Raw genomic sequence first — 12,143 nt, 5'->3', positions numbered from 1 at the left:
CGTTAACCCTCGCTTTGTCCTAAATTTTCGAATAGATAAAGGCCGTCTTTGCCCGGCGCGACGATATCGGGATAGCCGTTGCCGCTCAAATCCTGCACCCAGAAATAAATTCCGGCACCGGAAGCTTCGCCCGCCGGACCGTAGTCGATCACATGCTTCTCGAACTTGCCGCCGTCGATCTTGTAATAGTAGATGCCGATGTCGTCGAAAGCCCCGGGATCGCCGTCGTTATGCGCCCGGTACCTCTTGCCCGTAATCAGCTCGAGCTCGCCGTCGAGGTCGAGATCGACCAGCCACAGGTCGTGGAACTGGGAGCCGGACATGTCGATTTCGTGCTTCGTCCATGTGCGGGAGCCATCCTCGGCACGACCCTGCTCATACCAGTGGAGACCGTAATCATGCGCTTGGCCGACGATGAGGTCGATCAGTCCGTTGCCCGTCACGTCATGGCCGAGCACCGGCACGCTGGCGCTGCCGAGCTGGAATTCGGGATGGAACGTCCATAATCCGGCAAAAGGATCCTCGGGCTGCTCCAGCCAGCCGTTCGCCAGCACGACATCCATCCGGCCGTTTCCGTCGATATCGACGAAGCCCATGCCATGGCCGCTCGCGCCTTCGCTGATGACGAACTTCTTAAACTCGCCAGTGCCCCGGCCATCGGCATCGCGTACAAGCTTATAAAACGCCTGCGGTGCACCCGGCGTGTTCGGGAAAATCTCGGGCACGCCGCATCCGTCGATGTCAAAGTATCGGATCGTCTCGATGCTTCCGCAGCGATCGATGTCGAAGGTTTCCCAGGCCGTTCCCGTCTTGCCGGGATTTCTGCGCCAGCGAAGCGTCTCGCCCCACCATGCGCCGGTGATGATGTCGAGCCGTCCATCGCCGTCGACATCCATCGGATAGTCGGAGAAATCGTCATGGTATTCCGAGATGGCAAGCACATCGCTAATAAAATGCTTATTCGCGTAGTCCGGCCCTTCGTACCAGTACGCGCCGCTGACGATATCCGGCACGCCGTCGCCGTTCACGTCGAAGACCGCGCAGGCCTCGTACTTCTCTTCGGACAACAGCCTTTTCTTGAATTGCAGCACGGTTGGTTACACTCCTTGAATTATTTAATGTTGTAAGGTATTGCAGAAATGCGTTATTCTGAAGATAGATTATGCAAGCGCTCTCTATACTAGGTTATGCCAATAGCGGCGGCTGCACAATAAGTGAACTTGTGAGAAAAATTATCCATTCTTGCGATATAGGAGGGAAGCCGATGAGCGAGACATCGCTGTTTCGAAGCCAGCCGGTCTACTTGTCCGGCGCGACCTTCAGCATCGACGGCAATTCGGGCCGCTTCAATCTGGAGCTGCATAAGCATGACGCGAACAGCGAAATGCTGCTGATCGAGGAGGGCGAGGGCGAGTTCGAGATCGACGGGCGGAGTTATACGGCAGGAGCGGGCACGCTGCTTTTCTACCAGCGGGGGCTGTGGCATAAGGAATTGTCCACGAAGCATCCTTTTCGCGCCACCTATATTGGGTTCACGGGACTGCAGATGGGCGAGCAGCAGGCGGATTGTTTTCTTGGACAAGGCCAGGATCCCGTGATCGAGCTGCATGAGCATATGCCGGCGATCGGCAAGCTGATGCGGGATTGCATCGCGGAACAGGACCGCATGGAGCCGGAGTCGCAGCTGGCGGCCAACCACTACTTGGGCGTGCTGTTCGTCAAGCTGGCGCGGATCGTGCATTACAGGGATGCGGTCTCGGAGCGTACGCGGTCGACGGCCAAAGAAGCGGTATGGAAGGCCAAGCGCATGATGGAAGAGAACTACGGCGCGCCGCTGACGCTGGAGCTGCTGGCCGCGGAAACGTACTTGAACAAATACCATTTGGCGCATTTGTTCAAAGAGACGGTAGGGGTGAGTCCGATCCAGTTTCTGATCTACTGCCGAATGGAAGCGGCGAAGCGGTACTTGCGCACGACCGGCCTGCAGGTGAAAGAAATCGCGGAGATCGTCGGCTACCAGAGCGAGCCTTCCTTCTATAGCGTGTTCATGAAGACGATCGGCACGACGCCGCGCAAATACAGGGAAGGCTGCGGCTGAGGCAAGCGGCATCCTTTAGCGGATGACAGGGAGAAAGCGGCCCGACTCGGCTTCCGGCAGTCGGATTCGGCTGCTTAACGCCGGCTACACCTAGAATCACTTCGTTCCGATCCTAGAAGGAGGCAGGAGTCATGAAGAACAAACTCATTCTCTTTGCGATATTCGGAAGCGGCGCCCTCATGCTGGGAGCGCTGATCTGGCTGCTGTGGATCATTCAGCGGATTTAACGGGAAACGGCTATTCATGCAGGGTTTTATGCATTTTATATGGAATAAAGTGATATATTAAGTTTTTACATCTGAGCACAAGGGACTTTATGGCGTTCGAGTCGAAATAAGGGCCGGCCGAGCCGGGCAAGGAGCGATCCCATGAACTTGGCGAACAAAATCACAGTCGTTAGAATACTGATGATTCCTCTATTTATCCTGTTGTTCCCCATCTATCCGGCATGGCTGACGAGTCATTCCGCCTTGCTGCAGCATTTGGACGGATACGGCATGTATTACGCGGCGGCCGTGTTCCTGCTGGCATCGGCGACGGATAAGCTTGACGGCTACATTGCGCGCAAATACAATCTGGTGACGAACCTCGGCAAACTGCTGGACCCGCTGGCCGACAAGCTGTTGATCTCCGCCGCGCTGATCTTGATGGTCAGCCAGCATCTCACGTACGCATGGGTAGCCTTCGCCATCGTCGCGCGGGAATTTATGATTACGGGACTTCGCATGGTCGCGGCATCCCGCCGAATCGCTCTCCAGGCCGACAACACCGGCAAAATCAAAATGGTATTTCAAGTCGTAGGAATCACCGCCGTTCTGCTCCGCAATCGGCCGTTCGCCTTCTTCACCTCCATCCCCGTCGATCAGGTGCTGCTGTATGCCGCGCTCGCATTGACCGTGTACTCGGGCGTTCATTATATAAGAAACAATTACCGGCGGCTGGAGCTGTTCTAGACGAAAGCGTCCAAGGCCGCCGCGCTAAGCATACGTGATGACAGGACAGGGCTGCCGGCCGATAAGACTCGGCGGCCTTTGTTGTGTTTACGGGCAGTACGAATTTTATAGTAAAGGCAGGGATCGCGCATGAACGAAGATTTCAATCGAGAATGGCTCCTCCGTAAATTCGAAGAAATCCGCCGAAGAATGCTGCTTGCGATCGACCAGCTCGACGATGAGCAGCTGAATTGGAAGCCCGATCCGGCCAGCCACAGCATTGCGGCCTTGATCAAGCATATCGAAGGCAATGTCCAGGAGCGCATTATGAAAGGCATCCTGCAGCAGGACGTGCAGCGCAATCGCGAAGATGAATGGAGCCTTGCGCCAATTACGAAATCCGAATTGCAAGCGATTGTCCAAACCAAGCTGCAGATCATTCTTGATGTACTGGCTGCGATCTCGAACGAGCAATTGGCAGAGACGCAGCAGGTAAGGAAACGGGAACGCACGCACCTGGACATGCTGCATCAGTGCGCCGCCCATTATTCCGAGCATATGGGGCAGCTATTTTATATCGCCAAGCTTTGTCTAAAGGATACGTATACGTCCACTTCGATCTGAACGCGCTGAAACTTTCTTACATATTTTGGCGTTGTATGTGGTGTAAACCACTACATAACAGGGGGACGCATGAATGTCCAAGTTAATCGGCGCCGCGGCAGTCATCATGGATGCGGAAGGACGTATTTTATTGGTCAAGCATAGTTACGGCAAGAACAACTGGGATCTTCCGGGCGGCAAATCGGAAGCGAATGAATCGGCGCAGCAAACGGCGGCGAGAGAGGTTTTGGAGGAGACGGGCCTGAACGTCGAGGTAGGCCGATTAACGGGCGTCTACTATGAAGCCGGGCGTGACCATGACATGCATCATTTCGTCTTCCTCGCGACTCACGCGGAGGGTGAGGTGCCGGTGCCCAGCTCGCCTGAAATTCTGGAATGCCGTTATTGCTCGATCGATGAATGGCCGAGGCCGATTAGCGATTTCACGCGCAAACGGATCGTGGACGCGTTGGTTGCTAATCGCGAGCGTCTCTTTCATACGGTTGGGCCGCGGGTATGGCTGGAATAGGCGTACCTGTACCGGATGCTGCGTCCATCGTCTCGCCGTTCCCCGCCTTCGCAACAATTGGCGTTTTCACTTCGTTATGGATATATAAGGAAGTTAGCCGTAACGGGAGAGGGAGAATGGGCTATGAAAAGAAGACTACTGACAGCAGTCGGCAGCATCGGACTCGCATGGGGCACCCTAGCGGCGCCTGCAGCATCAGCAGCTGCATCACCGGTAGCAGTGGAGCCGGTCGCAGCTGTCGATACAGGGAGCAAAAAGCCGCTTAACGAAGCGATCGACCGGCTTGTTGTCGTTCCGTATGTGTTCAAACACAAGCTATACGTCAACGGGAGAATGACGGACTGGATGGCCGATTATTCGATCGTGCAGCGGAACGGACGCGTGCTGGTCCCGATCCGCATGATGAGCGATCTGGCGACGCAATCCGAGAACGGCAAGAGCTATTGGGAAGCGATCTGGCAGCAGCAGAAGCCGGACGAGGTCCTGTTGAACAATTACGGGCTGCACAAGAAAATCGTGTTCACCCTCGGCAGCAAGACGATGCTCGTCAACAACGTGCCGCAAACCATCGAGACCGCGCCGCAGAAGGTTGACGGGCGCATCGTGCTTCCGCTCCGCGAGGCATCGGAAGCGCTGGGCAAGCATATCGACTGGTTAGACGGGCTGATTCTGATCGGCGATGAGCAAGTCGATCTGAAGGCGCCGCAGACGCTGACGTTCAAGGAGCAGCTTAAAGCCAGGCTGGTCGATCCACGGCAGCGCGTCGAGGATGCGAAGACGGATTATTTGATTGCGGCATCGGGCGATACCGTATATTCCTACAGGTTTAACTATACGGACAAAGGCGGCTTTCAGACGCTGTACAGCCGAACCGGCAAGGGGAAGGAAGTCCGTGTGCCGCTGCAAGGCAATCCGAGCGTGAATTCGGCCAAGCTCATCGACGGAGAGTTGTACTACGTGACTTCGATCGGCAGCAAAGTTGAATTGGATGCGTACCGGCTCTCGAATCACGCTAACCGCACCGTGGGCGTCATTACCGATTGGAAGCCCGAGGACGGCTGGGTCTCGGATATTCGGATGATCGAGAAGGAGCTGTACGTGATTCTGCACAGCGGAGATAACACGATGGGCGGCGAAACGCTGTACAAGCTCGATCAGAGTAAGGGAACGCTGGCGACCGTGACGAATGCCAAGTCGTTTATCCAATACGTGAAGGATGGAAACCGGCTGTATTATTCCGATTTTTCCCCGATGTTCAGCTCGGGCAGCAATAATCTGATGCGGATCGACCTGGCTGACGGGAAGACTTCGCCGGTCGGGCAACCGGAATTTTCATACGGGGTCAACGTGTCGGTCACGGCTGCATACGTCAGTTACGGCACGAACAGCACCATGTATGTTCAGGACGGATACCTCTATACGCTCGGCTTTAACGGAAATGCGCAGGGAGACGAGAGCAAGTCGGCGGTGTACAAAATCCATCTGACGGACATGAAGCAGACGAAGCTGAGCGGTCCGGCGAAAGGGTTTTGGCTGAAAAACAACCGGATCTACTATGTGGAGGATGGCACCGGGTATTTGAAATCGACCGATTTGAACGGTGCCGGCGAGCAGACGCTCGTGGGCCGGACCTTGAATCAGTCACAGCTGTATAACGGCAGCTTCTACTATACGCTGGACTCGGCAGGCGGGAACGCCGCTAACGGAGCGGGCGTGCTTTATCGTTACGACATTGCTGGAGGCAAGGAGGTCAAGCTGAGCGACCGTGCCGTCAGCTCGTTCTACATCGGGGCGGCGGGCGTCTATTATGTAACGGAAGGCCTTGACTGGGGACTGTATCAGGTGGCGGCCGATGGCAGCAATGTCTGGCTGGTGAAGGACCGAATCGGATCGGCGCTGCTGACCGATGCGGGCATCGTATATACGCTGACGTATCAGGAAGGGACCTACTCGGTAAAGTGATCGAGCACCAACCAAAACACCCCTCGTGCCAATTGGCGCGAGGGGTGTTTGCTAACTCAACTATGCCTAGTATGTTCCAGGCTCGTCGATGACCTTGCGTACGACCTGCCAGCCCGTCGCGGGCGGCTGGCATACGTAGCGGTGCATCTTGCTATCCTGTTCGATCGCGATCAGAATGCCATCCTCCACGGGAAGGATATGATGGAGCTCGCCGTCCGGGAGCAGCCGGGATGCAAGCTCTCTGACAGCAGGGAGGAGCGCCTCCTCGAGCCACATCCGTTCCCGGTACCAGCGGGGAACCGGAATCGGCGGCGGGTAGCCATCCGGCGACGCGCCGAGCGCTGCCGCCAGTTCATCCGCGTAAGCCGGCAGCTCGCGGCCCTCGCCGACCGCGGCGACGAACCGCAGGCACAGCTCGGCCGTTCGCACGATCTCGTCGTAATCCAAGCTGCCGTTGGCGTAGCGAATTTCCACGGTGCCGATATCATACCAGGCCGCGGCGTTGATGCCGCAGCGATGGGATTGCGGCCGGCCTTCGCGTTCAAGCGCTTCCTGGCGCGGGTTCGCCGCATAATCGGCGCGCATGGCTTCCGTGACGGGCGGGCAGTAGAATAGCCGCTCCTCGCTCGTCTTCAAGAGCGCTCGCAGCGCATCCTGCGTCCGCAGCGCAGCATCCAGAAGCGGGCGTACCATCGCTTCGCCCCATGGCTCGATGCCGACATGCACGTGCAGCCCGCAGCTCCAGTTCATGCCGGCGCCTTGCTCTTGCAGTCTGTCCAGCATGAGACGGATCTGTTCCCGTTCCGCCCATCGCAGGGGAGGCGGCTTCAGCTCGCTCCCGGACTCCATGCCGGCGTCGTCCACCTGCAGTTCGTCCAGCGACATCACCCAGCCGGGCAGCAGCGCGGTCTCCTCCGGCTTCCCGCCGACAAATTCGATTTCGATTCCGAATCTCAGGTCATTCCAATTCACTCTTTTCGGCCACATACTCCATGCACCCTCTCAATGGTTTGGATTGTCGTAGGTCATCGCAGCCAATGAGAGGGGGAGCTCGGGCTTAACGGGGGATTTTCATTCTTGGCATGGCCGTTTCCTCCAGTTCGTATGTTCCATACTATTTCATTCGCAATGGCTGCTTGAAATTCCTTTTTTTTACTGCATGGGGTGCAACTATTGGGCGCAGGACTCGTTTAGACAATAGGATGAACGAAGGATAAGGCAGCAGTACCATGATTGAAACCCCTATGAGCGGCCCGATCGGGCGAAAGGAGCAGATGGAACATGCGGATATTGCTGTACCTCGCGATCTTGGTGCTGTCGGCATGCGGCGTTACCCAAGGAGACAGTCCGGAGGGAGCATCGCCAAGCGATACTGCGCGCATCGAAGCAAACAAGGCGGTCATGGAGAAAATGGTTAGCCCGAAGCCGTCTTATCGGGACGACAAGTTCGAGCTGAAGCTGAACATGGATCGGACGACGTATAAGAAAGGCGAGCCGATCGAAGCTTCCGCCAGTCTGACCTACGTGGGCGATCAGCCGAAAATAACCGTTTACGGTTCGGCGGGATTTCTAGGCTTCGTTATCCACGACGGCAAGGATTTTAATATGGATGGCGCCTCAACGGCTGAACGCGCGCCGACCGAATTGATACAAGGCAAGACGATTACGAAGCCTTTCTATAAAAGCGGCGGGTTCAGCGATGACGATCCCGATGCGGACTATTGGCGCGCCTTTTACAACGAGAAGGAATTGATTCTGTCGCCTGGCCGGTACGTGCTCGAAGCGATCGTCTCGTTCGATCTGAGCGAAGATGTCACCAAGCGTTCGCCTTACTACGGCTCGGTGTATACGACGGTTACGGTCGAGAAGTAAGGAAGAGGGAGCACGGGCAGCAGGCATGCTCGGCTAAGCAGAGCGGAGGGGAGGTCCATTTCATGCGTAAAAGCGTTGGCATGCTTCTCGTCGTCTCGATTATCGTCGCGTTGTTATGGGGCTGCAGCAGCGATGCCGACGAAGAAGCCGCGGCCGAGGCTGCGAAAGCCTATTTTACTCACCTCTATGGAGTGAGCGATTATCTTCAAAGTTCCGTGAATGCATCGTCCCTGCAGGAGCGGCAAGAACAGTTGCAACCGTACGCAACGGATGAATGCTTGGAAAGCCTGCTCGCCAACCGCGTGCTTGGCCTGCCATTCATGATTGCGCAGCACGAACAATCAACTATAGCGGCGCAGGACATTCAATTGAGCGGTTCGAGCGAAGACGAGGATGTTATTGCGTATGCCTATCGGATGAAGGTCAAGCTGCAAAACGATGCGAAAGAGACGAAAAGCGTCCCCGTGGCAGGCAGCATAACGCTCGTGAAAACGGACGGGAAATGGAAAGTGAAGAAGGATATCAACCGTAACTTAAACGATCTGCTCGTATTGTCAGGCAGTACGCAGGCGCCAGCCGGCCCAAGCCCAGGCTCCGATTCCGGCTCCGGCAATGCCGCGGACACCGTCTCTGCAAGGAAGAGGGTCGGTGCAAGCGCGCCTGCCAGACCGGAGGAATTGAAATACGCGCTCGCGTATAAACCGGCAGATGCGGACCAGCCGCTCGTACGGACGGATCCGCCCGAACGGAAGAGCGTCCTTGCGCGCAAGGAGATCGGCGGCGAGATCGTTGAACTTTATCGCGGCGGCGACGACCAAGAGGGAATATACGCCGTCCTGCAAGCGGGCGGCTCGACGTATGACCTGGGACAGATCGGCTATTCCGCCGAACAAGCCGCGGAGATCGCGATCGAGGAGACGGATGCGTTGTTCGGCCGAATGGTCAAGCTAACCGGCTACTGCGGCGCGAATTGCGCCATAACGGACTATGTGCGCGTCGACGCGCAGCCGGCATTCTACCGGATCGAGGCGCATGCCCTTGAAGCCGATGTGGACGGCGACGGCGCAAAGGAAATCGTGGCCACCTTCGGAACGATGGCGCAGACCACGATATACCGGTTAAAGGATGGTCAACTCTCGGCAGCCGATTTGAATGCGATTATGGAAGGCGCGATCGTCGTCGCGTACGATCCAGAGCGGAGCGTATTTCAAGCACAGATCGGTCACGGGCCGATGTCCGAGTGGGCCATACGCGGTGGCTGGATCGCGATGCGGCGAGCCGGCGCGGAATACGCGGAATAGAAGAGCCTTTGCCGCTTTCTGGCAAAGGCTCTTTCTGTTTGGCTAGCTATGGCGTTAACGGCCGCTGGAGCAGTAGCACAAAGAATCTAGAACGCCACCCGCGAGGCCACATAAGCGCGCAGCTCCGCGATCGGCAGCCGTACCTGCGCCATCGTGTCGCGGTCGCGGACGGTGACGCAGCCGTCGGTCTCGGAATCGAAATCGTACGTGATGCAGAGCGGCGTGCCGATCTCGTCGTGGCGGCGATAGCGTTTGCCGATCGAGCCGGCTTCGTCGTAGTCGACCATGAAGTCGGCGGCCAGGTCGGCGTATACCTGCTGCGCGCCGTCCGCGAGCTTCTTCGACAGCGGGAAGACCGCTGCTTTGATCGGCGCGAGCGCCGGGTGCAGCCGCAGCACGACGCGGCTGTCATCCGCCTCGAGCTGCTCTTCCTCGTACGCGTCGACGAGGAAGGCGAGCGTCACCCGGTCGGCGCCGAGCGAAGGCTCGATGCAGTACGGAACGTACCGCTCGTTCGTGTCCGGATCGACGACATGGAAGTCCTCGCCCGCATGCGCCATATGCTGCTTCAGGTCGAAGTCCGTGCGGTCCGCGATGCCCCACAGCTCGCCCCAGCCGAACGGGAAGCGGTACTCGATATCCGTCGTCGCGCTGCTGTAGTGCGACAGCTCGTCGTCGGCGTGATCCCGCAGCCGGATGCTCGATTCCCGCATGCCGAGGCCGAGCAGCCAATCCCGGCAGAAGCCGCGCCAGTACCGGAACCATTCCAGGTCCTCGCCGGGCTTGCAGAAGAATTCCAGCTCCATCTGCTCGAACTCGCGCGTCCGGAACGTGAAGTTGCCGGGCGTGATTTCGTTGCGGAAGCTTTTGCCGATTTGGCCGATGCCGAAGGGCAGCTTCTTGCGCATGGCGCGCTGCACGTTCTTGAAGTTGACGAAGATGCCTTGGGCGGTCTCCGGCCGAAGATAGACCGCGTTCGCGCTCGATTCCGTCACGCCCTGGAACGTCTTGAACATGAGATTGAACTGGCGGATGTCCGTGAAATCCCGGCTGCCGCAATCCGGGCAGGCGATGCCGTGCTGCTCGATCAACGCTTTCATGTCGTCGAACGTCATGCCGTCGACGATGACCTCGATGCCTTTGTCGCCGAGGGCGTTCTCGATGATTTTGTCCGCGCGGTGGCGGGCCTTGCATGCTTTGCAGTCGATCATGGGATCGTTGAAATTGCCGACGTGGCCGGAGGCGACCCAGGCTTGCGGATTCATCAGAATCGCGGCGTCGAGGCCGACGTTATGCGGCGACTGCTGGATGAATTTCTTCCACCAGGCGCGCTTGATATTGTTCTTCAGCTCAACGCCGAGCGGGCCGTAATCCCACGTATTCGCCAGGCCGCCGTAGATTTCGGACCCCGGGAAAATAAAACCCCGCTGCTTCGCCAGCGAGACGACTCGGTCCATCGGTTTCGATTCGTTGCTCATCGTCAGACACTCCTTCGGCCGTCATTGCGGCATTATGGTCGGCTGGCACCGTCACGGTGGCAGCGCGGCGCGATCCGTGCCGGAGAAGGGAATCAAAAAAAGCCCCCGCCTCCGGACATCGCGACAACGCGATATCCGGGGACGAGAGCTTGCGCGCCCGCGGTTCCACCCCAGTTGACGGCCTGAAGAGCCGCCCTCTTTTGCTGAATTTCCCATGCTCCGGACTGCCGATTCCCTGATTGCTTCTCCGGGCTTGCACGATCCCCGGCTCGCTGCGTGGAAGACTCCTCAGGTACTATGGTCCATCATCGCAATTTTACATGTTTTGGCTATCGTACCGCGGAGCGGGGGAAAAAGCAACAGGCGCTTAGCGGCTCAGGGAGCGGATTGTCGGTGCTTCCATCGCTTTTCACGCCCTAGCCGTGCCCGTCATCCCAGTCCGGAACGCCCTCGGAGACAGGCCGGTCTGCCGCTTGAACGCCTTGGATAGATGCGAATCGTTGGCGAAACCGCAGTAGGCCGCGATTTGCTCCAGCTTCAGCGTTGTCGTGCCGAGCAGCTCCTGTGCCTTCTGCAGGCGAAGCTGCAGCAAATACTGATGCGGCGTCGTACCGAAGCGCTGCGCGAACACGGTCGTAAAATGCGATTCCGAATAGCCCGCATGCCTCGCCATCGCTTCGACCGACAAAGGGGCGGACAAGCTGAAGGACAGGAAGGCGTTCATCTTGTGGACGAACTGCTGCCCTTCGAAATCATACGAGGCCGCATTGCCGCCGCCGCTGCCAAGCAGCAGCTGGAGCAGCTCAAGCGCCAGCTGCTGTACCTTCAGCGTGCTCGGAATATCGTTGCTTTTGAAATGTTCGATCATCTGCAGCAGCGTATCCCGATACAATTGGGGCTGCTTGGCCTGCAGCAGAACCGGAATGTCCACCTCGGGAAAATCGTTCAGGCGAGGCTGGAGCAACTGTGCGTACGGCTCGATATTAGCTTGGCCCGGCGTCGTCACGAAGCTCTGCGCCCGAGCGGGGTTATAGAAGAAATCCAGATGGGCATTCGGCACGACGCATTCCCCGTAGCCGCGGGTCGTAAACAAAAGTCCGGGCTGGATCAGCGCGAACTCGCCCTCGTTCAGCTCGTAGTCGACGCCTTCTACGGTGAGGATATATCGGCCTTTCTCCATATACAGGAACAGGTAGTCGAGCAGCCGGCGCTCGCCCTGGAAGAAGGGCTGGCTGACGAAGCGGTAACAGAGCCTCACGTAAGGCAGGATGGGGTTATCGTTCCAGCTATGCTCGCGGCGCAGCATGTTCGCCAACTCCTCGGGGGAAGGATAGGGTTTCGTTAAGGACCAGTATAGACCGTAGTTTT

11 protein-coding genes are annotated in these 12,143 nt (G+C 57.7%); 7 read left to right on the top strand and 4 right to left on the bottom strand.

Annotated features, from left to right (window positions below; all coding sequences use genetic code 11):
* Window positions 1-2 precede the first annotated feature (2 nt).
* Window positions 3-1,091, bottom strand: a complete 1,089-nt coding sequence (locus tag AC0YNU_RS18475) for an FG-GAP repeat domain-containing protein (RefSeq protein ID WP_475759240.1) — start codon at window positions 1,089-1,091, stop codon at window positions 3-5.
* A 173-nt stretch (window positions 1,092-1,264) separates the two neighbouring features.
* Here AC0YNU_RS18475 and AC0YNU_RS18470 point away from each other — a divergent pair, with 173 nt between their 5' ends.
* The 5 genes from AC0YNU_RS18470 to AC0YNU_RS18450 all read left to right on the top strand — a co-directional run bounded on the left by AC0YNU_RS18470 (window position 1,265) and on the right by AC0YNU_RS18450 (window position 6,124).
* Window positions 1,265-2,098: a helix-turn-helix transcriptional regulator gene (locus tag AC0YNU_RS18470; protein ID WP_475759238.1), complete on the top strand. Its 834-nt coding sequence runs from the start codon at window positions 1,265-1,267 to the stop codon at window positions 2,096-2,098.
* Window positions 2,099-2,466: 368 nt separating this feature from the next.
* Window positions 2,467-3,051: a CDP-diacylglycerol--glycerol-3-phosphate 3-phosphatidyltransferase gene (gene pgsA, locus AC0YNU_RS18465; RefSeq protein WP_475759236.1), complete on the top strand. Its 585-nt coding sequence runs from the start codon at window positions 2,467-2,469 to the stop codon at window positions 3,049-3,051.
* 129 nt (window positions 3,052-3,180) lie between these two features.
* A complete protein-coding gene (locus tag AC0YNU_RS18460) occupies window positions 3,181-3,654 on the top strand; it encodes a DinB family protein (RefSeq protein ID WP_475759234.1) in 474 nt (157 codons plus the stop codon).
* 73 nt (window positions 3,655-3,727) lie between these two features.
* Window positions 3,728-4,162: an NUDIX hydrolase gene (locus tag AC0YNU_RS18455; RefSeq protein ID WP_475759232.1), complete on the top strand. Its 435-nt coding sequence runs from the start codon at window positions 3,728-3,730 to the stop codon at window positions 4,160-4,162.
* Between the two features lie 123 nt (window positions 4,163-4,285).
* The gene (locus AC0YNU_RS18450) at window positions 4,286-6,124 is read left to right on the top strand and encodes a stalk domain-containing protein (RefSeq protein ID WP_475759230.1); all 1,839 of its coding nucleotides are present in this window, start codon (window positions 4,286-4,288) and stop codon (window positions 6,122-6,124) included.
* Window positions 6,125-6,190: 66 nt separating this feature from the next.
* Here the strand turns inward: AC0YNU_RS18450 and AC0YNU_RS18445 are convergent, their stop codons facing one another.
* The gene (locus AC0YNU_RS18445; protein WP_475759228.1) at window positions 6,191-7,111 is read right to left on the bottom strand and encodes an amidoligase family protein; all 921 of its coding nucleotides are present in this window, start codon (window positions 7,109-7,111) and stop codon (window positions 6,191-6,193) included.
* Between the two features lie 294 nt (window positions 7,112-7,405).
* Between AC0YNU_RS18445 and AC0YNU_RS18440 the strand changes: the two genes are divergently transcribed.
* Both AC0YNU_RS18440 and AC0YNU_RS18435 read left to right on the top strand, forming a co-directional pair.
* Window positions 7,406-7,996 carry a hypothetical protein gene (locus AC0YNU_RS18440; protein WP_475759226.1) on the top strand — a complete coding sequence of 197 codons (591 nt, stop codon included), beginning with the start codon at window positions 7,406-7,408 and terminating at the stop codon, window positions 7,994-7,996.
* A 62-nt stretch (window positions 7,997-8,058) separates the two neighbouring features.
* Window positions 8,059-9,297 (top strand): hypothetical protein, encoded by a 1,239-nt coding sequence (locus tag AC0YNU_RS18435; RefSeq protein WP_475759224.1) that lies wholly within the window; start codon window positions 8,059-8,061, stop codon window positions 9,295-9,297.
* 86 nt (window positions 9,298-9,383) lie between these two features.
* On the opposite strand, the gene AC0YNU_RS18430 is transcribed toward AC0YNU_RS18435, so the two are convergent.
* Together AC0YNU_RS18430 and AC0YNU_RS18425 are read right to left on the bottom strand one after the other, a co-directional pair.
* Window positions 9,384-10,754 (bottom strand): glycine--tRNA ligase, encoded by a 1,371-nt coding sequence (locus AC0YNU_RS18430; RefSeq protein WP_475759554.1) that lies wholly within the window; start codon window positions 10,752-10,754, stop codon window positions 9,384-9,386.
* A gap of 430 nt (window positions 10,755-11,184) precedes the next feature.
* Window positions 11,185-12,081 carry a helix-turn-helix domain-containing protein gene (locus tag AC0YNU_RS18425; protein WP_475759221.1) on the bottom strand — a complete coding sequence of 299 codons (897 nt, stop codon included), beginning with the start codon at window positions 12,079-12,081 and terminating at the stop codon, window positions 11,185-11,187.
* Between the last annotated feature and the right edge of the window lie 62 nt (window positions 12,082-12,143).

This window comes from Paenibacillus sp. J31P316 (genome assembly GCF_056269105.1).
This window is presented reverse-complemented; position numbering and strand designations above follow the sequence as displayed.